At 42.3% G+C, this 23,823-nt stretch carries 22 protein-coding genes; 9 read left to right on the top strand and 13 right to left on the bottom strand.

The window, feature by feature from the left end:
• Nucleotides 1-98 precede the first annotated feature (98 nt).
• The 11 genes from FQV37_RS07580 to FQV37_RS07530 form a co-directional block, all read right to left on the bottom strand.
• Nucleotides 99-815 (bottom strand): response regulator, encoded by a 717-nt coding sequence (locus tag FQV37_RS07580; protein ID WP_057761994.1) that lies wholly within the window; start codon nucleotides 813-815, stop codon nucleotides 99-101.
• Nucleotides 816-1,415: 600 nt separating this feature from the next.
• Nucleotides 1,416-1,832: a F0F1 ATP synthase subunit epsilon gene (locus tag FQV37_RS07575; RefSeq protein ID WP_057761996.1), complete on the bottom strand. Its 417-nt coding sequence runs from the start codon at nucleotides 1,830-1,832 to the stop codon at nucleotides 1,416-1,418.
• 114 nt (nucleotides 1,833-1,946) lie between these two features.
• Entirely contained in the window at nucleotides 1,947-3,380 is a 1,434-nt protein-coding gene (gene atpD, locus FQV37_RS07570; protein WP_057761998.1) for a F0F1 ATP synthase subunit beta, read from the bottom strand.
• A gap of 38 nt (nucleotides 3,381-3,418) precedes the next feature.
• Nucleotides 3,419-4,300, bottom strand: coding sequence for a F0F1 ATP synthase subunit gamma (atpG, locus tag FQV37_RS07565; RefSeq protein WP_160022091.1), 882 nt, complete (start codon nucleotides 4,298-4,300; stop codon nucleotides 3,419-3,421).
• Nucleotides 4,301-4,516: 216 nt separating this feature from the next.
• On the bottom strand, nucleotides 4,517-6,061 hold the full coding sequence (gene atpA, locus FQV37_RS07560; protein WP_057762002.1) for a F0F1 ATP synthase subunit alpha: 1,545 nt from the start codon (nucleotides 6,059-6,061) through the stop codon (nucleotides 4,517-4,519).
• A gap of 93 nt (nucleotides 6,062-6,154) precedes the next feature.
• A complete protein-coding gene (locus FQV37_RS07555) occupies nucleotides 6,155-6,778 on the bottom strand; it encodes a F0F1 ATP synthase subunit delta (RefSeq protein WP_057762004.1) in 624 nt (207 codons plus the stop codon).
• 13 nt (nucleotides 6,779-6,791) lie between these two features.
• Nucleotides 6,792-7,262, bottom strand: coding sequence for a F0F1 ATP synthase subunit B (locus tag FQV37_RS07550; protein WP_101205956.1), 471 nt, complete (start codon nucleotides 7,260-7,262; stop codon nucleotides 6,792-6,794).
• A 117-nt stretch (nucleotides 7,263-7,379) separates the two neighbouring features.
• The gene (gene atpE, locus FQV37_RS07545; RefSeq protein ID WP_010197960.1) at nucleotides 7,380-7,628 is read right to left on the bottom strand and encodes a F0F1 ATP synthase subunit C; all 249 of its coding nucleotides are present in this window, start codon (nucleotides 7,626-7,628) and stop codon (nucleotides 7,380-7,382) included.
• Between the two features lie 33 nt (nucleotides 7,629-7,661).
• Nucleotides 7,662-8,528: a F0F1 ATP synthase subunit A gene (gene atpB / locus FQV37_RS07540; protein WP_160022089.1), complete on the bottom strand. Its 867-nt coding sequence runs from the start codon at nucleotides 8,526-8,528 to the stop codon at nucleotides 7,662-7,664.
• Nucleotides 8,529-9,204: 676 nt separating this feature from the next.
• On the bottom strand, nucleotides 9,205-9,603 hold the full coding sequence (locus tag FQV37_RS07535) for an ATP synthase subunit I (protein ID WP_160022087.1): 399 nt from the start codon (nucleotides 9,601-9,603) through the stop codon (nucleotides 9,205-9,207).
• A 277-nt stretch (nucleotides 9,604-9,880) separates the two neighbouring features.
• Nucleotides 9,881-10,774 carry a metal ABC transporter solute-binding protein, Zn/Mn family gene (locus tag FQV37_RS07530; RefSeq protein WP_240990980.1) on the bottom strand — a complete coding sequence of 298 codons (894 nt, stop codon included), beginning with the start codon at nucleotides 10,772-10,774 and terminating at the stop codon, nucleotides 9,881-9,883.
• 210 nt (nucleotides 10,775-10,984) lie between these two features.
• Here FQV37_RS07530 and FQV37_RS07525 point away from each other — a divergent pair, with 210 nt between their 5' ends.
• The 6 genes from FQV37_RS07525 (at nucleotide 10,985) to gluQRS (ending at nucleotide 16,680) form a co-directional block, all read left to right on the top strand.
• On the top strand, nucleotides 10,985-11,563 hold the full coding sequence (locus tag FQV37_RS07525; RefSeq protein WP_160022083.1) for a Fur family transcriptional regulator: 579 nt from the start codon (nucleotides 10,985-10,987) through the stop codon (nucleotides 11,561-11,563).
• Nucleotides 11,564-11,641: 78 nt separating this feature from the next.
• Entirely contained in the window at nucleotides 11,642-12,439 is a 798-nt protein-coding gene (locus tag FQV37_RS07520) for a metal ABC transporter ATP-binding protein (RefSeq protein ID WP_160022081.1), read from the top strand.
• A gap of 113 nt (nucleotides 12,440-12,552) precedes the next feature.
• Entirely contained in the window at nucleotides 12,553-13,356 is an 804-nt protein-coding gene (locus FQV37_RS07515; protein ID WP_160022079.1) for a metal ABC transporter permease, read from the top strand.
• A 316-nt stretch (nucleotides 13,357-13,672) separates the two neighbouring features.
• Nucleotides 13,673-14,512 (top strand): metallophosphoesterase, encoded by an 840-nt coding sequence (locus tag FQV37_RS07510; RefSeq protein WP_160022077.1) that lies wholly within the window; start codon nucleotides 13,673-13,675, stop codon nucleotides 14,510-14,512.
• Between the two features lie 492 nt (nucleotides 14,513-15,004).
• The gene (gene dksA, locus FQV37_RS07505; protein WP_057762021.1) at nucleotides 15,005-15,442 is read left to right on the top strand and encodes an RNA polymerase-binding protein DksA; all 438 of its coding nucleotides are present in this window, start codon (nucleotides 15,005-15,007) and stop codon (nucleotides 15,440-15,442) included.
• 242 nt (nucleotides 15,443-15,684) lie between these two features.
• Nucleotides 15,685-16,680 carry a tRNA glutamyl-Q(34) synthetase GluQRS gene (gluQRS, locus tag FQV37_RS07500; protein ID WP_160022075.1) on the top strand — a complete coding sequence of 332 codons (996 nt, stop codon included), beginning with the start codon at nucleotides 15,685-15,687 and terminating at the stop codon, nucleotides 16,678-16,680.
• Between the two features lie 136 nt (nucleotides 16,681-16,816).
• On the opposite strand, the gene FQV37_RS07495 is transcribed toward gluQRS, so the two are convergent.
• Nucleotides 16,817-18,013: an FtsW/RodA/SpoVE family cell cycle protein gene (locus FQV37_RS07495; protein ID WP_179799106.1), complete on the bottom strand. Its 1,197-nt coding sequence runs from the start codon at nucleotides 18,011-18,013 to the stop codon at nucleotides 16,817-16,819.
• 280 nt (nucleotides 18,014-18,293) lie between these two features.
• On the bottom strand, nucleotides 18,294-19,718 hold the full coding sequence (gene murD, locus FQV37_RS07490) for a UDP-N-acetylmuramoyl-L-alanine--D-glutamate ligase (RefSeq protein ID WP_160022073.1): 1,425 nt from the start codon (nucleotides 19,716-19,718) through the stop codon (nucleotides 18,294-18,296).
• 728 nt (nucleotides 19,719-20,446) lie between these two features.
• Between murD and FQV37_RS07485 the strand changes: the two genes are divergently transcribed.
• The 3 genes from FQV37_RS07485 to FQV37_RS07475 all read left to right on the top strand — a co-directional run bounded on the left by FQV37_RS07485 (nucleotide 20,447) and on the right by FQV37_RS07475 (nucleotide 23,792).
• Nucleotides 20,447-21,946: a SulP family inorganic anion transporter gene (locus FQV37_RS07485; protein WP_160022071.1), complete on the top strand. Its 1,500-nt coding sequence runs from the start codon at nucleotides 20,447-20,449 to the stop codon at nucleotides 21,944-21,946.
• A 174-nt stretch (nucleotides 21,947-22,120) separates the two neighbouring features.
• Nucleotides 22,121-22,975 carry a universal stress protein gene (locus FQV37_RS07480; protein ID WP_102092102.1) on the top strand — a complete coding sequence of 285 codons (855 nt, stop codon included), beginning with the start codon at nucleotides 22,121-22,123 and terminating at the stop codon, nucleotides 22,973-22,975.
• Between the two features lie 478 nt (nucleotides 22,976-23,453).
• Complete coding sequence (locus FQV37_RS07475) at nucleotides 23,454-23,792, top strand: P-II family nitrogen regulator (protein ID WP_010197981.1); 339 nt, start codon at nucleotides 23,454-23,456, stop codon at nucleotides 23,790-23,792.
• Nucleotides 23,793-23,823 lie beyond the last annotated feature (31 nt).

Below are 23,823 nucleotides of genomic sequence, written 5' to 3'. Positions count from 1 at the left end.
AAGTTTAAAAATTAGAATTTAGCCACAAAAAAACCAGCATCGTTGCTGGTTTTTTCGAATAGTGATTAATAATTAATCAACCTATAGAAGCAACAATATTAGTTGCCTTCTTTTACGAATAGATAGCCTTTACTACGTACGGTCTTAATACGCTTTGGATTTTCTGGATCATCACCGATTTTTGGACGAATACGTGAGATACGTACGTCAATTGAACGATCTTGACCATCATACTCAATACCGCGTAGACGCTCAAAGATATCTTCGCGAGATAGAATACGACCTGCATTAGAAGCAAGCAACCATAGTAAATCATATTCAGCACTGGTGAAATCGACGAGCTCATCACCTAGATTAACTGAGCGACCACCGTTATCAATGACTAACTCGCCAAACTCTAAACGTTGTGGCACATCTTCTGATGGTGCATTTTCTGAGCGGCGCAGTAGCGCACGAATACGAGCAAGCAATACACGTGGCTGAGCAGGCTTGGCAACATAGTCGTCAGCACCCATCTCAAGACCCAATACCTGATCCATGTCTTCAGTACGGGCAGTCAACATCAAAATTGGATTTTGATAATGCGGGCGTACTTCACGGCATACGGTCAAACCATCGCTACCAGGTAGCATAACATCCAGTACAACCATATCTGGCTGCTCATTGACGATACGGCGAATAGCACGATTACCATCAGTTTCAATTGCCACTTCTAAACCATTTTTGACCAAGTAATCTTGAGTCAACATGGCCAGACGCTCATCATCTTCAACAATCAAGATTCGGGGGGTGTTGTCTTCTTCATTCGTTGTCATTGTTATATCCTCTAATACATCTAATTTAAAAGCAGTAAAAGTAAGAGCGGTAAAATTAATAGCACCATATAGTGGCACAATTGATGTTCGTATAGCTGTTACAAACTTGGTAGCACAGTATACTATTAAATTATCAGCTTCCTATACTATAGCTTATAGTCGGTAACAAAACCTATAAACTACCCCTATCAAAACTTTAGTTTGCGTCCAGAAATTACGTCAATTACTTCGTTAGTACATCGCAATTTGTATTATCTATCGTTTGCTAATTATCCAAACCATCGAGCCAATATTATCGCGTACAGTTACTGCTCGTTGCTTATAATACGTTATGTCTAATATAACCATATATTAACGTTGTCGCCAGTGTCTTTTTAAGAAAATTCCAATAGGCGATGATTCATTGATAATAAAAGATTTTTCCTGAGAATAGATTGAGCTACCACAAACACTATCCAAGTAATAACCGTGTGTATTTACCCCAGAACAGTTAATTTCATAATGAATAGACATAAAAAAACAGCCCATATAATGGACTGTCTTTTTATTATTACTTTTAGGGATAACTCTAAATGATTAGCTAGAGCTATCAGTAATAAATTACGCGCGGTTTTTGTACTTACGAATAGTCTGTAATTGTCCTACTGACTCTGCAAGTGAGGCCAAAGCCGCATTGGTTTGTAGCGTATCAGACTGGTTAACTAGCATTTGCTCAGCCTTTTTACGTGCTTCGACGATTTTGCTTTCGTCAAGATTGTGTGCACGCATAGCTGTATCAGCCAATACCGTAACCATCTTAGGCTGTACTTCTAGTACACCACCTGAGACGTAGATTACTTCTTCTTCACCGTTTGGTGTTTGCACTCGCATTGCACCTGGCTTTAGCAAAGTAATAAGCGGTGTGTGACCTGGCAATACACCAATCTCGCCTTCGGTACCAGTAGCTATTAACATGCTAATTTCGCCTGAATACAACTCTTCACGAGCACTTACGACGCGACATTGTAACGTTGCCATACTTAATTCCTTACCATCAAAGCGCGATCAAAAAACAGTAAAACTGCGATGCGTTACTGAAGAGTAGATATAAGGTTTATATTGTATCTACTCGTTAGCTTATGCTTATACAACTTACGCTGACTTAGACTTCATTTTTTCAGCTTTAGCGACTACTTCATCGATGCTACCAGCCATGTAGAACGCTTGCTCTGGTAGGTCATCGTATTCACCAGCGATGATTGCTTTAAAGCTAGCAATGGTATCGCGTAGTGGTACGTATTTACCAGGTGCACCAGTGAAGACTTCAGCTACGTGGAATGGCTGAGACAAGAAGCGCTGAATCTTACGAGCACGATAAACAACCAGTTTGTCTTCTTCTGATAACTCATCCATACCCAAGATAGCGATGATGTCTTTAAGCTCTTTATAACGCTGTAGAACTTCCTGAACACCACGAGCCACATTGTAATGATCTTCGCCGATTACTTGTGGATCTAGCTGACGTGATGTTGAATCCAATGGATCAACCGCAGGATAGATACCTTGTGATGCGATATCACGGCTTAGTACAACGGTTGCATCCAAGTGAGCAAACGTTGTAGCAGGTGATGGATCGGTCAAATCATCCGCAGGTACGTATACTGCCTGAACTGAAGTGATAGAGCCTGACTGAGTTGACGTAATACGTTCTTGTAGTAAACCCATCTCTTCAGCTAGTGTTGGCTGATAACCAACCGCTGATGGCATACGACCAAGTAGTGCTGATACTTCTGTACCCGCTAGTGTATAACGGTAGATGTTATCAACAAACAATAGGACGTCACGACCTTTGCCAGTAACAGGATCTTTGGTATCACGGAAGTACTCAGCCATAGTCAAACCAGACAGTGCAACACGTAAACGGTTACCCGGTGGCTCATTCATCTGGCCATACACCATTGCTACTTTAGACTTACTGAAGTCTTCAGTGTTTACAACGCCAGCTTCCTGCATTTCGTGATAGAAATCGTTACCTTCACGAGTACGCTCACCAACACCAGCAAATACTGACAAACCTTCATGTTTTAGAGCGATGTTGTTAATCAGCTCCATCATGTTAACGGTTTTACCAACACCAGCACCACCGAACAGACCAACTTTACCACCTTTAGCAAACGGGCAAAGTAGATCGATAACTTTAATACCAGTCTCTAGTAGCTCAGTACTGTTCGACTGATCCGCGTAGCTTGGCGCTTCACGGTGGATAGACCATTTTTCGTCAGCAACAACAGGACCTTCTTCATCGATAGGACGACCAAGAACATCCATGATGCGACCTAGCGTACCAGTACCTACAGGCACAGAGATAGGTGCGCCAGTATTAGTAACAGGTAGGTTACGCTTTAAACCTTCGGTTGAACCCATTGCAATAGTACGTACAATACCGTCACCCAGCTGTTGCTGTACTTCTAGGGTAGTTTCGGTACCATCTACTTGCAAGGCATCAAAAATTTGAGGAACTTCATTACGGTTGAACTCAACGTCAAGAACCGCGCCAATAATCTGTACAATACGACCGCTACTCATTGCGTTCTCCTTGAACTTCTATATATAGGTGTAGTCAATTATGAAACAGCAGCAGCACCGCCAACGATTTCCGAGATTTCTCGGGTAATCGCCGCTTGACGCAGCTTGTTATAAACCAACTGTAAATCGTTAATAAGGTCACCAGCATTATCTGTTGCCGCTTTCATCGCAACCATACGTGAAGACTGCTCAGAGGCAATATTTTCCATTACCGCTTGATAAACAATCGACTCAATATAGCGACCAAGCAATTCATCAATTAACGTCTTGATGTCAGGCTCGTAGATATAATCCCAGCTAAGTTCTGTCTGTAGACCACTGTCTTCATCATCAAATGACTGCTCTGGTAGAGGAACCAACTGATTGACCGTTGGTTTCTGAGTCATTGCATTGACGAATCGGTTATAGACCACATAGATACGGTCAATATTGCCGTTACTATAGTCTTCAAGCATCGCTTGAACCGGTGCATTCAATTGTTCAAACGTTGGTTTATCGCCATAATCGGTCACAGCCGACGTAACTTTACCACCAAAGTTTTTGAAGAAACTCACACCTTTGGCACCGATGACTGCAAACTCAGCTTGTACAGACTGATCTTGATAATCTTGGATACTTTTAGTTAGGGCTTTGAATAAGTTAATATTCAAACCACCCGCTAGGCCACGGTCAGAGGTAATGACAATATAGCCAACCTTATTGACTGGACGCGATACCATATACGGATGTTTGTAGTCTGATGAGGCATGCACCAAATGTGAAATAACCCGGCGCATACTATCAGCATACGGGCGACCCACGTCCATGCGCTCTTGCGCACGGCGCATTTTACTTGCCGCTACCATTTGCATAGCACGAGTAATTTTCTGGGTGCTTTTAATACTGGTGACTTTGGCACGTATCTCTTTTAAGCTTGCCATAATGATTCCAATATAAGAGGGTTAAAAAGCATTGGCGCATGCGACAATCGTTTGATATACAACATCAATCCTACAGAATAACATTTTATATCTTGTGGCATTACGCGATCTAATACCGGTAATGGTTAAAACAGTGGCGCAAATATCTGGTCAGACAACGCGCCACTTTATCAGCTCTAAGCTACAGTTATAACCAATTCGGCTTAACCCGTTAAATTAATAACTGTGATTTTGTTTAAAGGTCTCTAGAGATGACTTTAAACGACCTGCGATATCATCATTGTAGTTCGCAGTGTCATCAATCTCACGCATCAATTCACTTTGCTCATCATGCATATAACGTAGGTACGCTTCTTCGAAAGAACCAATCTTTTCGACAGGTACGTCAGCTAAGAAGCCTTCGTTTGAAGCATAGATAACGGCTGCTTGCTCAGAGATTGACATCGGCTGATACTGCTTCTGCTTCATCAATTCAGTCACACGCTCACCATGATCAAGCTGTTCGCGAGTTGCGTCATCAAGATCTGATGCGAACTGAGCAAATGCTGCTAGTTCACGATATTGAGCTAGAGCGGTACGAATACCACCAGATAGCTTTTTGATGATCTTAGTCTGAGCGGCACCACCAACACGAGATACCGAGATACCAGCGTTTACTGCTGGACGGATACCTGAGGCGAATAAACTAGACTCTAGGAAGATCTGACCATCAGTGATCGAAATCACGTTGGTTGGTACGAATGCAGATACATCACCAGCTTGTGTTTCAATGATTGGTAGTGCGGTTAAAGAACCAGTTTTACCTTTCACTTCACCGTTAGTGAACTTTTCTACATAATCAGCATTTACACGTGATGCACGCTCAAGTAGGCGTGAGTGTAAATAGAATACGTCACCAGGATAAGCTTCACGACCTGGCGGACGACGTAATAGTAGTGAAATCTGACGATAAGCAACTGCTTGCTTTGATAAGTCATCAAATACAATCAGTGCATCTTCGCCGCGGTCACGGAAGTATTCGCCCATCGTACAACCTGAGTACGGTGCGATATACTGAAGTGCTGCAGGCTCTGATGCTGAAGCAACCACAACAGTGGTATATTCTAGTGCGCCAGTTTGCTCAAGCTTACGTACTACGTTAGCGATAGTCGAACGTTTCTGTCCGATAGCCACGTATACACATTTAATGCCTGAAGCTTTCTGTGCGATGATCGCATCAATAGCCATCGCTGTTTTACCAGTCTGACGGTCACCAATGATAAGCTCACGCTGACCACGACCGATTGGAATCATGGTATCAACAGCTTTATAACCAGTCATTACTGGTTGATCTACTGATTGACGGTCGATAACGCCTGGAGCGATCTTTTCGACTTTATCAGTCATCTTGGCATCGATAGGACCTTTGCCATCAATAGGATTACCCAAAGCATCAACAACACGGCCTAACAGCTCAGGACCTACTGGCACTTCAAGAATACGACCAGTACAATAGGCTTTTTGACCTTCTTGCAGCTTTAGGTAATCACCAAGTACTACCGCGCCAACAGAATCACGCTCTAAGTTTAGAGCCATTCCGTAGATTTCGCCTTCAAACTCAATCATTTCGCCGTACATGGCATCTTCAAGACCATGAATCTGCACGATACCGTCAGATACTTTGACAATCGTGCCTTCATTCTTTGCAGTTGCACCCGCATCAAGGTCTTGAATACGCTGCTTAATCAGGTTACTGATTTCCGCTGGATTCAATTGTTGCATTGCCTTGTTTCCTTTAATTTATGATAACCCGCCCACTGACTTAATTGCTCTTATAATCATACAGCCAATATTTGACTGTATTGATGATTGGCATTAGGCAGTTAGCTGTGTTTTTAACTGTTGTAACTTGCCGCGCATCGAATCATCAATGACTTTGTCACCGACTTTGATTGTAGCGCCTGCCAATAGACTTGGATCAACTGATTCGTGAATCACTACACTAGCATTTAGCGAGGCAGCAAGACGCGTTTGTAGCGTTTGACGCTGTTCATCAGTCAATGGGTAGGCAGAGGTCACATATGCGTCAAGCTGCTTTAAGCTTATTGCCTTGTGACGGCGATAATGCTCATAAACTTCAGGAAGCAGCGCCAGACGCTCTTGTTCTGATAACTGTTTAACGAAGTTACTAAGTGCTACTGATACTTTTGGATAGCTTACGTTACTGTCAAGGCTAGTCCCTTGAGCTTCGCTTAATAACTGCTTAAAAGCAGAATCATTAGCGCTAGCTACTTGCGTATCATAAAGATCGACCAAAGCAGCTGACTTATGCTCAGCAGAAACAGCTGGATTGTCTAGCCAAGTACTGAACGACTTGTCATTGACAACAGTGCTAGCAACAAGTAAGAAGTTTTCCCACTCGTTGACTGCGCCGTTTTCGTTGGCATAGTCAAACGCGGCTTTAGCGTACGGTCGTGCTAAGGTTGATAAGTCAGCCATTATATCCTCACAATTACAGCTTCGCCGCCAGTTGGTCTAACATACTGGCATGTTTTTGCACATCGACTTTGTCTTGCAAAATCTTCTCTGCACCAAGTACAGCCAGTTCAGCAACTTGGGCACGTAATGATTCACGCGCTTGATTGATTTCTTGATCGATAGATGCTTGCGCTTGTTGACGAATGCGCTCGCCTTCCGCTTGGGCTTGCGATTTTGCATCTTCGACGAGCTGATTGGCACTCTTGTTCGCTTGCTCGATTAGAGCGGCAGCCTTGGTCTTTGCAAGATCAAGTTCCTGCTGGACATTTTGCTCCGCGGTCGCCAAATCTGCTTTTGCTTTTTCTGCGGCATTCAGACCTTCAGCAATTTTACGCTGACGCTCATTGATGGCACCGATAAGTGGTGGCCACACGAATTTCATGCAAAAAATCACAAATATTGCAAAAGCAATGGCTTGACCGACGAGGGTAAAATTGATATTCACGTGATCACCTCTTTGTTAATGAAAAATCAGTTTCATTGATCATGTTTGGTAGTCAAATCTTGACTATATTTGATAGAAAGTCTCCGAATACCAAACATGTACAACTGAGCTTTCGGATTAACCTGCTAGAGGGTTAGCGAACAACAATAGCATAGCAATACCAACACCGATCATCGGAATAGCATCAAGAAGACCTGCTACGATGAACATACGAGTTTGCAATTGTGAGCCAAGCTCTGGTTGACGCGCAACGCCTTCTAAGAATTTTCCACCTAGAATAGCAAAACCAATACCTGTGCCAAGTGCGCCAAGACCGATAAGTAGTGCTACTGCGATAACTGTGTAACCACCTAATACTGGATCCATTGATGTATCCTCATTTACCTATTGAATGTCTAATTAATGTTCAGTTGATGATGCAAGCGACATGTAAACTATCGTCAGCATCATGAATACGAACGCTTGAAGTGTAATAACTAAGATGTGGAAGATAGCCCACGGTACCGATAACGCCCATTGAATCCAAAACGGCATTAGAGCAATCAGTATGAAAATCAATTCCCCAGCATACATGTTGCCGAATAGACGCAAACCAAGTGATACAGGTTTGGCTATTAGAGTAACTGCTTCTAGGATGAAGTTGATGGGAATCAAAATCGCTTGTACGATTGGGTTTTTGGCGCCAAACGGATGTAGTGTTAACTCACCGATAAAGCCGCCCAAACCTTTTTCTTTAATGCTATAAAAGATAATCAGTGCAAAGACAGAGAACGACATGCCAAGCGTGATGTTAGGATCAGTCGTTGGAACAATCTTAAAGAAAACATGATGTGGATCATGGCCCATAGCGGCACCGATTTGCCCAGCAATACCTGGAATGAAATCAACAGGTATCAAATCCATCAAGTTCATCAAAAAGATCCAGACAAAAATGGTCAACGCCAATGGCGCAATCAGTTTTGATGTACCACTGTATGAATCGCGAACGTTGTTATCAACAAACTCAACGATCATCTCAACTGCTGCCTGAGTTTTTCCAGGCACGCCTGAAGTGACTTTTTTGGCAACCATCCAAAAGACGGCGCAAAATAAGATACCTAGACCAATCGACCATAGCATAGAATCAAGATGGATAGCGTTAAAGCCCATTTGCCCTGCTTCTTCAGCAGTATGAGCAACTTTCCAACCTTCGCCCGGCAGATAGCCATACGTCCAATTCGTTAAGTGGTGAGAGATATATTCTGATGATGTTTGCTCGGATGCCATAATGTAAGCTTCTTATTAATCAACGATTTAATCAACTACCAAAAATATGGTTGTCATCTGATGAGGTGTAGTATTTATATCTATCTTACTATTAAGCAGACAAATAGACCGTACTAAATCACTCATGTAACCAACAACATCCAACCCATAGTTCTATTACTAATATGCAATATTTGATAGCGTGAGATAAATTTTAGCTATCAAAAAAGGGCTTATGATAACTCAGTAATAGCCCTTGCATTTTTATACGCAAAATTATTATATATGTGCTTGCCCACTGACCGTTTTTTACGATCGGCGCCTAGTGTAGCGCTTATAAGCAAAATATTTAGCCGCCTATATTAATGCAGCGTTGTATTCGTGTAAAGTCAATTGTGATTTTTTTATCCACTGTATGAATAAGTTAGCCACCAGTTTTACTTGCTAATATAGCCACTAACCATAATCAGATAACAATACTCTAATTATCAGCAATACAGATAGTTGAATAACCCCTACCCTCTCACTGCATACTACGTCTAACATTGAGACTCATAGTGCGGTCTTTATAATCACTGGTGCTATCCTAAGACAGCGTTGTGCTTCGACTTTTCGAACTAGTCATAGAGAAGCTGGACGGCAGGGTGACTTGCCAGTACTATTAATAAACCATCTGTTTAGCGATCATTTATTAGCGCTAGCGTATATGCCACAACATCCAACTGTGACTAATTTGCATTACCATAAAACCGATAAACAGCGCTGGCGCAGATAGGGGTTGTACGGTAATAAAAATTAGTGCAAAACCAAACACGGTCAATAACCATTTTGACATCTGACCCCGATATAGCTGGCTAACGATGTGTTGGCGCGCGCGATATCCGGTGTACCAAAAAATAAAAAACGCAAATACTGCTTGAGTAATAAAACTTAGTAGCGCACCAATTGCAGCGCTTTTTGCTATCGTAAGCTCACTATGTAGCCAAATAGTATCTACTATCCAAGCAATGATAGTAAGGATAAATAGTATCCATGATTGTCGTTTAATATAGATGCCAATCTTGTCTTTTTGCGTGCGTTTGGCAGGCTTGGTCATCGGTATTCCTATAGCCCTTACAGCATTGGGACAATATATCATACTTATGATAATTTTATCCGTGAATGACTTACTCTACAGGCATTACCTTTCGGCCAAAATAAAACGCTACTTATTATAGGTAGAGCGTAACTATTAAGCAAGTAAAATATGACTTTTATCAGTCACCTAACGCATTTTGCTAAGATTATTATATTATTTAGTCTGTAATAAATGCTCGAAGCGAAGCTGTACAACCAACTCAAATAATCCTAGCAAAGTGCTGTTTTTGGCTACATTACGAGATACATTGATATATCTGTTTGGCCATATTCTGCCAACCGCTGATAAAGTCATCGCTACTACTCATATCTTCAGGTTGTACCGTACTCTTCACTGGTTGCAATTTCGCAAGTAAGCCCTTTGCCGGCTCACTTGGACTAATCAAACACATTTGCTTGGCTGGGCGCTGCTCATTCAACCAACGTAGTTGGCTTGCTTTGGGTGATAGGTGATGATCTACGCTCAGGCTGCCAACGAGCGTTAAGTGTAAGCTATTTTCGATATATTGATAAGCATCATGATAAGCCCAATAAGGTCGTGTTTTTGAGGCACTTTGAATAGAGCTTTTCTCAAATGCAGTAACTTCTTTGTCTAGTTGCTGTGCAAATTTTTTCGCGTTGGCTTGGTATAGATCTTTATATTGCGGATTGGCATGGCTATGAATCACAGCCAATGCGCGAGTAATGGCTTTGGCATTTTCAGGGTCTAACCAAATATGTGGATCTAGTGTACCCGTGATAGCGTCGCCCTTTACATCACGTAATGGATGTCGATTGAATGCATCAAACTCAAATAAAGCAATGGCATTTGGGGCTGTTTTCAGGCTCGCTGCTAGATTGTTTTCTAGCGGCTCACCAAACCATACCACGAACTTACTGTCTTTGATTGCTTTGATATCACCTGGGCTGATACTACCATGATGTCCCACCTCCCCCGCTTGCAATAGTCGATTGGCTGATGGTGCGCCTTCTGTTACCGCTTCACTTAACAAGAATAGCGGATAATTGCTAACACTGACCGTTGCAGCTTGTGCATTCAGTGTGAAAGACCCTAGAACTATCAGTCCTGTCATTAGCAAGCGCTGTAATGTGATAAGCGAACGTACGGAGTAAGTAAAAACAGCGTTCATAGTAAGCTCTTTTATTGTTAGATAGCATTGTTGGATAACGAAAGTATAAGTCATAGTGTCCTGCCCCACTCCTGTAAAAAGGGTAGATATACAAGACTACTATAAGACAATTAACTCAGTTCTTATTTTAGTATGTTATGCTATAACAATAAAAAACGCTATCATAAAAAACGTCATGCGATTACCATGCTATTTTTAGGAGCTTGTACCATGTCTATTACTTCATCGATCTGCGAACATTTGCATGATGTGCAAGATCTGACTCCGCATGATGTTCATGAACGCTTAGCAGCAGCTAAAGAGCATTGCCGTCTAAATGGCGCGCGCTTTACGCCTTTGCGTCAGCAGATATACCAATTGGTATTAGAGGCGGATCAGCCCGTTGGCGCTTATGACCTAATCACTCAGTTGCAGCAAATGCGATTATCTATACCTGATGGCAACGATATTCAAAAAGCAACGAGCTCACCCACACTATCAATAGACACTAAGACAACTAAAAAACGTGCGCCGAAAAATGTCGCGCCGCCAACGGTTTATCGCAGTTTAGAATTTTTGCTAAGTGAAGGGTTGATTCATCAGTTGACCTCTATCAATGCTTATGTTCCTTGCTGTCACCCGCGCGCCCAGCATACAGCCGCCTTCTTGATCTGCGATCAGTGTCAACGCGTTCAAGAATGCAGCAGCCTGCCCGTTCAGGAAATGATGAGCTTTGCCGAGCAAGATGTGGGGTTTGTGGTTGAGCGTAGTGTCATTGAGCTTAGCGGTCGTTGCCAAGCTTGCCAGTAAAATTAAAACTACTGTGGTTCGTGTAAAAGTTTTAAGCATGATTCGTCGATTGTCTATTTACCTATGCGTTGTCATATTATGAATACCTCTACCCTACCTTCTAATCAGTCAAATACTGCTGTTACAAATGACAGTACTGTGAGTAATGCTGACAAATTATTGAGCTTAAAAAATATCAGTTACCATATTGGGCCTCAACGCCTGCTCTCTCACATAGATATTGACATTGCTGTTAACGAAACGGTCAGCCTTATCGGTCCCAATGGCGCTGGTAAGTCAACGCTAGTCAAACTTATCTTAGGTTTGATTGAATCAACTGATGGCTCTATGACAGCACATCAGCCGCTACAGCTTGGCTACGTACCGCAGCGATTTGCTGTGCCACCGATATTGCCATTGCGCGTTTGCGATTTGTTGGCGCAAGCAGATAAAAAACGCCTAACCTCTGAGCAGCGGCAGTTTATCTTTGATAACTTATCATTAACCCATCTACTATCACGGCAGATGTTGCATTTATCAGGTGGTGAGACGCAGCGCGTACTATTGGCCAGAGCGCTACTAGACAAACCCAATTTGCTTATTTTAGATGAGCCGATGCAGGGTCTCGATCCCGATACCGAAGTTTGGCTCTATCAGTTTATTGATGAGCTGCCTGATTTCTTACGTTGCGCCATGCTTGTGGTTTCTCATGATTTGCACTGGGTCATGAAAGGCAGCCGCCGCGTCATTTGTTTGAATAAGCATATTTGCTGTGAAGGACAACCAAGCGAGCTAGCTATTAGTACTGAGTTTCAAAAGCTATTTGGTCATCATTATGAGCAGCCATACGTGCATCAGCCCCATGCCTGTGAACACCATGCACCAAGCAAGCTATAGCGTCAGTAATCAAGGCTCAAAATCGCCAAAATCCAGCTCATTAAAGCCAAAACTATTAAACATATAAATAATACGGCTTTACTCTTTTATAAAAAATTTTACGGACATTCATTATGACTGCTTGGTTAGCCATCATTGCGCCTGCTTGGATCGCTGGCAGTATATTAGCGTTATTATCAGCGCCGTTAGGTTGCTTAGTATTATGGCGGCGTATGGCGTTTTTCGCCGATGCCTTAGCCCATGGCACGTTGTTAGGTGTGGCTTTAGCGGTGTGGTGGCAATTACCAATGGGTATCGGCATTGCATTAGTCAGTGTCATGGTCGTACTGGGATTGGTCTTGATTGATGATGAGCGTCTGCCAGTGGATGCTGTATTGGCAGTCGTGTCAGTGTCGCTCTTGTGCCTAGGATTGCTGGCTTTGACCCAATTGACTGACCAACAGGCCAATGTGCTCGGGTTTTTATTCGGCAACTTATTAGATCTTGATTGGGCAGATTTGCCTTTGCTTGCTGGTAGCGTATTAGCTGGCTTGGGACTGCTTATCTATATTTGGCCTGCGCAAATCAAGCTTGCAACGCATGAAGCATTGGCACGTATTCAAGGTATCAACCCAACACGGCAACGGCTGTTTTTTATGGGTGTACTGGCAGGGTTTTGTGCGATTGCTCTACAGGCGGTTGGTAGTCTATTAATCAGCGGATTATTGGTGCTACCTGCACTGACCGCACGTCTATGGTCGGCATCGCCAAAACAAATGGTGATTATAGCGTTGATAGTCGCTCAACTGGGTGTGACACTTGGTGTGTGGGGCAGTATTTGGCTAGATATTCAAACAGGTCTTTCTATCGTCTTGATATTAGCTGCTTTATTTTTTACTGCACTCATTTTTTCGAAGTTAATAAAGATAAAACTTTAGTTAGCGTCGCTGTAAATACGTTATAATAAATAAAATATGACTGTTTTTCGCTATCTTTTTGTTCGACTTTATTTTATTAATATAATGAATGCTTTAGCTAGATAATACTATAAGGTGGCTCTAGATTTTAACTTTGATATTACTAGTCGATAGTATAAATATCGTTGATTAGAGTCAAAGTAAGCTCAAGGCAAACGCTGTGCTCTTTTATAGTAGATTCATGATAATTATAAATACCCAGTGAAAAATAGTAGCTCATTTATCCATACTCGCGCTAACAATACTTATTGTTGTGATTCGATAAGGGACTGAACCAATGCCAAACTATCCTGCCAATAAGTTAAGCACCTCTGACCAAACGATAAATATTTTACAGATTACTGATTTGCATTTATCGACGCCTGTCTTTGTTGATGAAAGTAACACCTATAGTGATGACGTAACTTGTCAGCGTAGTTTTGAAGCCGTGCTTCAGCAGGCGCTTAGTGAAGATATTCGCTGTGATTTGATTATTGTGACCGGTGACTTGGTCAATCGAGTAAAGTCTTCAATTTACGATCATATCTTTACTGTATTACAAGCGACTCAGATTCCTTTTGCTTGTATTGCTGGTAATCATGATGTGACGGACGAGAATGGTAAAGACTTGCCATTTTTTCAGCGAGAGCTTGTCGCTCAGCCTGCTGACTCACGTTTGTTAAGTCGTCATGTCATTGAGACTGACTTCTGGCAGCTGTTGTTATTAGACTCATCCATTTCTGGTAAGGTCGCAGGCGAGATTACGCCTACTGATATTAATTGGTTATGTGAGAGACTCAGTACCTGTAATAAGCCTGCATTAATCGCCCTACACCATCATATTGTTCCAGTTGACTCTGACTGGATTGATACCCATATGGCAGAAAACACTGAGAGCTTTTGGGAGCATATGGCACCATTTGAACAGCTACAAGTGGTGATCAGTGGGCATACTCACCAAGAGCAAGTTCGACTGCGCCAAGGCGTCACGGTGTATAGCACGCCATCTACCTGCTATCAGTTCAAACCCTATGAAGATGATTTTTCTTATGATGAGCATGCATTACCAGGATATCGCTGGTTGCAATTAGCCAACAATGGAACAGTTGCAAGCTGGGTTGAAAGACTGGATACTTGATGCCCAGAATTATTGGTACTAGTAAAAGCTATAGCCCTTTATAATTATAGCTTACGCCAATATTTTTTGATAAAAAATACAGTAATAAACAAATAAAATATGCATTCAGTATAAAAAATCACTTCATTATTATTACAAACAATGATACAACTTATGAAATAAAGCTAGGGTGGCCCAATATCTAATATGAAGCCACTGCACGATAGCTAGGATGGCCCATTAACCACAAGCTCAGTTTTCACAATCAATGACCTACGGCATGCTTTAGACAGTATTATTAAAACCGAAGTTTATATAACAATCTATCTAACAATCGGTATATAACTGTCAGTATATAAAGTCTACGATATTATTTGATCAGCTGTGTTACTTGTATTACCAAGTGGTGAAACGTTTGATAAAAGGACAAATTGTAGCGTTTGTAGCATTAATAACGTCTTGTCTTTTGATACGTCGTTTTATTGAATTAATTTGAAAAAGTAGGATACCCATATGAGCACCCTGACCACGAATCCGAGTGAAGTTAAATTTACTCCTTATGTGCCGGCCAAAGACGAAGAGTATATGTCTGATGCGCAGTTGGAGCACTTTAAGGCTATTTTATTGGATTGGAAAAACCAACTGATTGGCGAAGCGGATCGTACCAAAAACTACATCCAAGATGAGTCAAGCGCCATGCCAGACATCAATGACCGTGCCACTCAAGAAGAAGAGTTTGCATTGGCATTACGTACTCGTGACCGTGAGCGCAAACTTATCCGCAAAATCGACAAATCTATGTTAGAAATCGAAAATGATGACTATGGATTTTGTGAGACTTGTGGTGTAGAGATTGGATTACGTCGCCTTGAGGCACGTCCAACCGCTACCCAATGTATCGACTGCAAAACCTTATCTGAAATCAAAGAACGTCAAAACCAAGGCGCTTAGATCAGATATTACAGATATGAATGTAAACAGAAGCGACCTTATAATAGGTCGCTTTTTGTATTTTAGACTGTCACTATTTTGTTGCGTTACTGACTTTGCTCTGATAAATACAATCGCCTGAATAATGACAGTACTAACAAAACAATCTCACTTAATGAATATCTTTTGTTACTCATATTTATTATTCTATCTTTATTACCTCTTATAGACAGCCATTTATTTTGAAAACAATGCTTACCGCCATGCCGACTCAAACGCTACCATCACAGCCTATTGGCCGCTTTGCGCCTTCACCAACGGGTGAATTACATCTCGGCTCTTTAACGACTGCGCTTGCCAGCTTTTGCCATATCAAATCAATTGGTGGTAAGTGGCTGTTGCGTATGGAAGATACCGATACTGAACGCTGCGATAGACAGTTCACTGAGCAAATTTTGATGGATCTTGAGGCACTTGGATTACATTGGGATGGTGATGTTATTTATCAGTCTGAGCGCATTGATATCTACAACGACTATCTATCATCATACCTGAGACCGTTGACCTATGGCTGCCAATGCTCCCGTAAGGACTTAGAACAGTACTGGGCGCAAGAAGAGATAAGTAGAAACCATAGTCGTGCCGGCTTAACCGCGGCGACCGATCAGACATTATTAGACGAACAGATTTCGTTAATTGACCAAGTACAGCCAAATCGGCAGCGGTATCCACGTCGCTGTGTGGCAGCTGACCTTGATAGACAGCAGCATAAGCTACGTATTCAGCTACCAGACTATCGGATTGGCTTCAATGACGGTATTCAGGGACTACAATGGGATAATCCGCAGCAGACGTTAGGCGATATGGTCGCTCGTCGTCAGGATGGTATGATTAATTACATACTGGCAGCTAGCCTCGATGATGGTCTACAGCAGGTTAGTCATATCATGCGTGGCCTTGATATTCTACCTATGACGACTGCGCAAATCGGTATCATGCAAGCCGCCCGCCTACCTACTATTGACCAATGGTATCATCTGCCATTGATTAATAATGCTGACGGCCAAAAACTCTCTAAGCAAAACCTTGCTCAACCAATCGACACATCAAACCCGAGTCAACTTATTGCTGAAGCACTATCGCTACTGCAGCAAGCAAAGGTCGATATCGATACCCCAGAAAATATGCTTGAACAAGCCATTGCGCAATGGGATAACACCCCGCTACAAGGCAAGCAGCAGTTAAATTTATCTTATTAACAAATAGTTAATACATCAACAGCCGTAAAATAGACAATAAAAAGCGCCACTAAGAGTGACGCTTTTATTGCAATAATGCTAAACACTATTTACCGAAAATCTGAAGCTATGCAGAGACTATTATATATAGAGCCTATTAGTAATAACGGCATTGGCTTTTCTCGATTTCAGGGCTTTCTTTATATATCTTTAATAATAGCGCAACCATAACCAAGCTAATCAACATAGACGATCCACCATAACTAAAGAACGGCATAGTGAGACCTTTGGTTGGAATGGCACCCATATTCATCGCAGCGTTAATAATCGTCTGGGCAATAAACACCACACCGATTCCGAAAGCGGTATAGCTCATACGCATTTGACGACGTTTCAGCGCGTTGTAACTGATACGCATCGCACTACCGATGATCAATGCTTCAAGTATGAGTACCATGCTAACACCGACGAACCCTAACTCTTCACCCGTAATGGCTAATAAGAAATCCGTATGCGCCTCAGGCAAATGCGACAGTTTCTGTACACTTTCACCATAGCCGACACCCGTGAACTGGCCACGACCAAAGGCGATCAAACTACGTGCCAGCTGATAATCAGTATCTTGCACATCATCAAATGGATCCATAAACGACATCACACGCACCAGTCGGTACTCTGCCGTAGTCACCATCAATACCGCCCCACCGATAGCAGCAGCACCCAATGCTAAGAAATGCTTATAAGGCGCCCCAGCGATATAAAAAATCGCGAACAGCGTACCAATGATGACGACAAAAGAACCAAAGTCTGGCTGCGACAATAGCAGTATCGTGATCAGCGCCACTACCAACATAATTCGTAAGAAACCATCTAGGCCATTACGAACTTCAAAAGATCGCCGCACCACAAAGTCAGATACAAACACAATCATGACCAGTTTGGCTAACTCAGCTACCTGAAAATTAAAGCCGCCTACTGTGAGCCAGCGTTTAGAGCCATTAATTGGTGTGCTAAACAACGTGGCAACAAGCAATAGCCCCGTGATGCCTAACAAAGCAAACTGGGTCTCAGTTTTATAAAGGGTGCGTAAAGACACGCCATAATAAGGAATGACCGCAACGATTAAACCAATCGTCATATACAACAGCTGGTTTTTGAAAAAATATAGCTCTGTCATACCGCGGCTGAGCGCAAAAGGAATAGAAGCAGAAGCAACCATCAGCAGACTAAGCACCATCATACAGCCGACGCTAGACAATAAAATTGCGCGCGCTGATGGCATAGACAGAACACCATCTGAGCCAGAGGTTTGCTTGGTTTGGGGCGAGGAACGAAAAAAAGAAGAGAGCGCCATAATTTTATATACACTAACAAACGAAAAAACACGGCGTCTATGAAACGCCACCGTTTAAAAAATCATAAAATAAATCGTACTAAATAGATGGTGATAAAAAACCTTTAACCATCGACAAACGCCTGAGTTAGCACCTATTTCAGTAGTCAAAGTTATATGATTGACAGTAGCAGTAATCTATAAGCAAAACAATCATTTATCCAGAAAATACTGGCTGTTGCTAGAGAAGAGACATCTGCTATGCCAATCTATATAGCTGCTTAATATATTCGACTACCTATCAAGCTTCTGATTGTGCGGTGTCTAATTGATTGACCAGTTGGCTAAAGTGTTCACCGCGAGCCGCATAACCACTATACTGGTCAAAGCTGGCGCAGGCAGGCGACAACAATACAGCCTGCACCTGCGATAAGCTACTGGTAGTGACTTGTTGAATAGTCGCAAAGGCATTCTCTAATGTCTGACACTGATGCAGTGCGACATCATCACTCACTTTCGCAGCTCTGAGATGTTGTTCAATCTGCTGACCATCTTCACCAATAAACAAGACTTGGCTCACATATTGATTGATAAAAGGCGTCAATTCACCAAACTGTTGCCCTTTACCTTGCCCGCCTAAGATCAATAATAGCTTACCGTCTTTTGGCGCATAGACTGCACCTAAGCCTTCGATAGCGGCCATGGTCGAACCAATATTGGTGCCTTTAGAATCATTGAAATAATCAATACCAGCAGCATTGGCCACATATTGGCAGCGATGTTCAAGACCTGTGAACTGCTGCAAAGTGGTCAGCATACTCTCTAGCGGCAATCCTGCAAGCTCGCCAAGTGCCAGAGCCGCTTGCGCATTCAGTAGATTATGACGACCTTTAATCAACAGTTTGTCTGCCGACAGTAATCGTTCTGTACCACGAGCAAGATAAGTTTGGCCCTCTGTGTCGGTAATCAGACCATACTGACCTTTATCAGGGGCATGAATACCCGTACTAATTCTCGGTAGGTTGTCTGCGACCAATGGACGAGTGAGCGCATCTTCACGGTTAATCATCACCGACTTGGCACCTTGGAAGATACGATGTTTGGCTTGATGGTAGCCAAGCATATCTCCATGACGATCTAAATGATCAGGCGACATATTGAGCACAGTTGCTACCTTTGCGCCCAAGTTGGTAACGGTTTCTAATTGGAAGCTAGACAACTCAAGTACCGCAAGCTCCATATCAGAATTATCTAGCAATGTTAAAGCGGGTACACCGATATTGCCACCAACACCCACGTTAACGCCAGCATCAGCTGCCATTTGACCAACTAACGTAGTGACCGTACTTTTGGCGTTAGAACCTGTAATCGCTACGATGGGTGCGGTACACGCTTCACAGAACAGTTGAATATCACTAACTACAGGAATATTGGCTTGGCGAGCAGCAGCCACAGCGGCAGTCTCAAGAGAAATACCTGGGCTAATAATAATACGTGCCGCTTGCTGCAATAAATCGGCATCTATCTCACCGAATTGACGAATCTCAATCTCGGCTGGCAACTTATCGGCCAATTTAGGGGTAACTTGAGCATCAGTGACTGCGACTTGATAGCCTTGCTTGGCCAGATAATGCGCGACTGACAATCCAGACTGCCCCAAACCGACCACGACTTGTAGACCACTACCCTTATGAAGTAAGGCTTCTGTTGCTGTATTAGTGGTCATATCTATTCCTTCTATTAAACGAGAAAAATTGCATCAAATAAGTATGCTGTATAGCGACTCTAATCGACGCCGCTAAGATGTGCAGCATCTTAACGCCATCGTTCAGATTTCGGTACTGATTTTTTATGAGTTTATGCTATTATTCGCCTGTTTTTATATTAAGTGGCTAATGCTATAATAGTCAGCTTGATTAATATTTATCAGTATTGTGCTGAGCACATTGCTCAAGCATTTTAGTTTAGCATGTTGTCACATTTATCGCGCTATTGTCACGCCTCTTCATTAACGATTCTCGTTGTGATAAGGGTGTATCAGACAATTTTGATAATTTGACGAGTGATATATCACCTTCTACTACAGCAAGTGATTGCTGACTCTATATATTATTGTAGGTACATCTATCTAGTCGCCTACTTTAAGCAATCTTTTAAAAAATATTTTTAGGTAATTTACTGCCCTTATCATCGTATTGATTATTGATGAGCGTATTTTTGATACCAAAAAAATCAGTAGATATCTTGGTTATTAGTTAGATACTTTGGTTATTAGTTAGATACTTTGGTTATTAGTTAGATATTTTGGTTATTAATTTCTCACAATCCAACACAGCAACATGACCTAGTGCATGTTGAAGTAAAAGAAAAATGAATAGCTATTATTAGCGACGCGATCATTTTATAAATGAGTAATGATTACTTTTTTTGCCTCTAACCCTATGTAGTTTACTTATGACATCTTTTATTGATAACTTGCGTGACGAGTGGTTTTCCAATGTTCGCGGTGACGTTTTATCGGGTTTGGTTGTAGCCCTAGCCCTTATTCCAGAAGCCATTGCCTTTTCCATTATCGCTGGTGTTGATCCAAAGGTTGGCTTATATGCCTCATTTTGTATCGCGGTAGTGATCAGTTTTGTCGGTGGTCGTCCAGGTATGATTTCGGCGGCGACTGGCGCTATGGCACTGGTCATGGTCGATTTGGTTGCTGACCACGGTTTGCAATATTTGCTTGCCGCAACTTTGCTTTGTGGTGCCATTCAGGTCGTGATGGGCATTCTAAAGCTTGGTAATCTGATGCGCTTTGTTTCTCGCTCAGTGGTTATCGGTTTCGTCAATGCTTTAGCAATACTGATTTTTGCTGCGCAATTACCAGAACTGAACCCAATGACTGAGCGTGTTGGCATGACTGTTTATATCATGACGGCAGCTGGTTTGGCGATTATTTATCTGTTTCCACTTATTCCTAAAATCGGTCGCATCGTTCCTTCACCGCTTATTTGTATTGTTGGTTTGACCGCTGTTGCAATGTATATGAATCTCGATATTCGCAACGTTGGTAGCATGGGTGATTTGCCAGATTCATTGCCAGTATTCTTGTTACCTGACATTCCGTTAAACCTAAATACCTTGCTGATTATTGCACCCTATTCTATCGCACTTGCCATTGTTGGTCTTTTAGAGTCTATGATGACAGCAACGATCGTCGATGAATTGACCGATACACCAAGTGATAAAAACAAAGAGTGTCGTGGTCAAGGTATGGCTAACGTCGTATCAGGTTTCTTTGGTGGTATGGCAGGCTGTGCAATGATTGGTCAGTCAATGATCAACGTCAAATCAGGTGGTCGTACGCGTCTATCTACTTTGATAGCCGGTGTAGTCCTTCTGATTATGGTCGTGTTTTTGAGCGAGTGGGTCAGTCAAATTCCAATGGCAGCCTTGGTTGCAGTCATGATTATGGTATCGATTGGTACGTTTAACTGGCAATCTATTCGCGAATTTAAGACACACCCAATGTCGTTCAATATCGTCATGCTAGCGACTGTATTGACTACCGTCTTTACTCACAACTTAGCTTACGGTGTCGGCGTAGGTGTCTTACTATCTGCTTTGGCATTTGCCAATAAAATTGGTCAGTTCCTAACCATCTTTAGTGAATATGATGACAGCAGCAACACTCGCTACTATTATGTTCAAGGACAGGTATTCTTTGCCTCTACTACCCAGTTCTTACATAGTTTTGATACCAAAGAGGCTGTAGATAGTATTCAGATTGATGTAAGCCAAGCACATTTTTGGGATGTTAGCGCTGTTGATACCTTGGACAAACTAGTGATGCGCTTGCAACGTGAAGGTATTGATGTCAAAGTGGTAGGACTCAACAATGCGAGTCGAACACTGATTGATCGCTTCTCTGTTCATGACCGCCGAGACATTGGCTTGTTAGACTAAGCGAAACTGTTAAGCGAATCTACGCGGTTGCCATATGGCTGTATTATTAGTCCATGGCTGATGTATCGGATATTAATAGACAGTTATATTAGTAAAAGGGTTGGATGTATTTTGCATACGCCAACCATAAACTGAGATAGCCGATTTTTATTATTAAAATGATGTGGTCGTTTTATGAGTAATTTAAAACCAGATAGTGTGATTGCTTGCTTGGACTGTCCTGATCATGTTCAAGCGGTACTAGAAGCTAGTATGTGGGCTTCTATTCGCCTGCGCGCGCCTGTTGGCTTATTGCACTCGATGCCAAGCTTGCAGCAAAAAGCCGCTATCAATTATTCTGGTTGCCTCAATATTGATGACGAAAACGCTTTGCTCGAACAGTTCACATCCAAAGAGCATCTGAGCAACTGTGAACTAAAAGCGCAAGGCCGACTGCTATTATCTCAAGCGACCTCGTATTGTGAGCAGCAACGCCATAAGCTAAAGACATATACACTGCATCGTCATGAGAACCTAAATCAAAGCATTGATTACGTCGATGACCAAGCACAATTGATCGTTATAGGTCATCATGTCACCTGCAAATCAACACTAAGTCAACTCATTCGAGTCAGTCACTGCCCCATTTTGGTGACACATGCACCATTTTTGCCCCCTACTACCGCTTTATTTGCGTTTGATAACAGTCCAACGTGCCATAAACTACTAAATTGGCTGTGTAAAACGCCACTGGTGCGTGCACTAACGGTTCATATTGTGATGGTTGGCAAGGAAACTTCTGATAACTGTGATGCGTTGCGTGAAGCCTACGCCAAACTCAAACAGGCGGGTATCAAATCCAAAAAGACATTGCTTGACTGCCGTGATGTAGCTGCGGCTTTGAACTACTATCAAAATCAGCATGATATCGGTTTACTTATGACTGGGGCTTTTGGCCAATCTCGTCTACGCGAATTACTACAAGGTAGCGACACTAAAAAGCTATTGGTCAGTACAAAAACCCCTTATCTACTATTTCCTAAAGCCTAACGACGTATATATAAACACGCCCAAACCCTTTATCTATCTAAGCCCAGGGGTCTGACTACTATGTTAGGCTCTGCCGCTTACCTCTATTCTCTCTCTACCTTCCCGCCATTCATCTTTGATACGCTTGCATGAAAAGGCCAAGCGAACGACCAAACTCAAGTTAGCAAATCGTCACATGAAATAAAGGGATAGCCTCCCCAAGCACTCAAAAAGTTGGTTATAATAAAGTTTTCGTTAACCAAACGCTAAAGATTGATTCACCTTTATTATGCTTGTAGCGATGGCTCTAATCGTTGCATCGTAGCCCATACTCTATGTTACTACTGTCATTACTTTTTAATGAACACGCCAGTTCTACCTCCCCCCTTGAGTAGGTTGGCACAGTTCTTGAATAACTTACAGTAAGCAAGGCAGAGATATGATGATGCACCATAGTACCTCTATCAATCTGCGGCATCACACAAATAAGGAATTTTTTATGAAGCTAATCACTGCGATCTTAAAACCGTTTAAGCTCGACGACGTGCGTGAAGCGCTTTCCGACATCGGTGTTAAAGGTGTCACTGTCACTGAAGTCAAAGGTTTCGGTCGTCAAAAAGGTCATACAGAGCTCTATCGCGGCGCAGAATACGTGGTGGACTTTTTACCTAAAGTAAAAGTCGAAGTCGCTGTGATCGACGAGATGGTTGAGCCTGCTATCGAGGCAATCACTCGTATCGCTAGCACTGGTAAGATTGGTGATGGCAAGATTTTCGTCACTGCACTTGAGCAAGTTATCCGCATCCGTACGGGTGAAACGGGACCTGACGCTATCTAAATTTGAAGACCTACCTACGGGCATAAACTTA

Origin of the sequence: Psychrobacter nivimaris (assembly GCF_009812035.1) — a bacterium.
GTDB lineage: Bacteria > Pseudomonadota > Gammaproteobacteria > Pseudomonadales > Moraxellaceae > Psychrobacter > Psychrobacter nivimaris.
Note: the sequence above shows the minus strand (reverse complement) of the source record. Positions and strands in the feature narration are given on the sequence as shown.

Excerpts from the sequence above, each read along its gene's own strand:
- atpE (WP_010197960.1), bottom strand. The coding sequence starts at position 7,628 with ATGGATCCAGTATTAGGTGGTTACACAGTTATCGCAGTAGCACTACTT.
- gluQRS (WP_160022075.1), top strand. The coding sequence starts at position 15,685 with ATGCCGACTCAAACGCTACCATCACAGCCTATTGGCCGCTTTGCGCCT.
- FQV37_RS07555 (WP_057762004.1), bottom strand. The coding sequence starts at position 6,778 with ATGGCTGACTTATCAACCTTAGCACGACCGTACGCTAAAGCCGCGTTT.
- FQV37_RS07475 (WP_010197981.1), top strand. The coding sequence starts at position 23,454 with ATGAAGCTAATCACTGCGATCTTAAAACCGTTTAAGCTCGACGACGTG.
- FQV37_RS07480 (WP_102092102.1), top strand. The coding sequence starts at position 22,121 with ATGAGTAATTTAAAACCAGATAGTGTGATTGCTTGCTTGGACTGTCCT.
- FQV37_RS07510 (WP_160022077.1), top strand. The coding sequence starts at position 13,673 with ATGCCAAACTATCCTGCCAATAAGTTAAGCACCTCTGACCAAACGATA.
- dksA (WP_057762021.1), top strand. The coding sequence starts at position 15,005 with ATGAGCACCCTGACCACGAATCCGAGTGAAGTTAAATTTACTCCTTAT.
- FQV37_RS07485 (WP_160022071.1), top strand. The coding sequence starts at position 20,447 with ATGACATCTTTTATTGATAACTTGCGTGACGAGTGGTTTTCCAATGTT.
- FQV37_RS07575 (WP_057761996.1), bottom strand. The coding sequence starts at position 1,832 with ATGGCAACGTTACAATGTCGCGTCGTAAGTGCTCGTGAAGAGTTGTAT.
- FQV37_RS07580 (WP_057761994.1), bottom strand. The coding sequence starts at position 815 with ATGACAACGAATGAAGAAGACAACACCCCCCGAATCTTGATTGTTGAA.
- FQV37_RS07530 (WP_240990980.1), bottom strand. The coding sequence starts at position 10,774 with ATGAACGCTGTTTTTACTTACTCCGTACGTTCGCTTATCACATTACAG.
- FQV37_RS07495 (WP_179799106.1), bottom strand. The coding sequence starts at position 18,013 with ATGGCGCTCTCTTCTTTTTTTCGTTCCTCGCCCCAAACCAAGCAAACC.
- murD (WP_160022073.1), bottom strand. The coding sequence starts at position 19,718 with ATGACCACTAATACAGCAACAGAAGCCTTACTTCATAAGGGTAGTGGT.
- atpA (WP_057762002.1), bottom strand. The coding sequence starts at position 6,061 with ATGCAACAATTGAATCCAGCGGAAATCAGTAACCTGATTAAGCAGCGT.
- FQV37_RS07515 (WP_160022079.1), top strand. The coding sequence starts at position 12,553 with ATGACTGCTTGGTTAGCCATCATTGCGCCTGCTTGGATCGCTGGCAGT.
- FQV37_RS07525 (WP_160022083.1), top strand. The coding sequence starts at position 10,985 with ATGTCTATTACTTCATCGATCTGCGAACATTTGCATGATGTGCAAGAT.
- FQV37_RS07535 (WP_160022087.1), bottom strand. The coding sequence starts at position 9,603 with ATGACCAAGCCTGCCAAACGCACGCAAAAAGACAAGATTGGCATCTAT.
- FQV37_RS07520 (WP_160022081.1), top strand. The coding sequence starts at position 11,642 with ATGAATACCTCTACCCTACCTTCTAATCAGTCAAATACTGCTGTTACA.
- atpG (WP_160022091.1), bottom strand. The coding sequence starts at position 4,300 with ATGGCAAGCTTAAAAGAGATACGTGCCAAAGTCACCAGTATTAAAAGC.
- atpB (WP_160022089.1), bottom strand. The coding sequence starts at position 8,528 with ATGGCATCCGAGCAAACATCATCAGAATATATCTCTCACCACTTAACG.
- atpD (WP_057761998.1), bottom strand. The coding sequence starts at position 3,380 with ATGAGTAGCGGTCGTATTGTACAGATTATTGGCGCGGTTCTTGACGTT.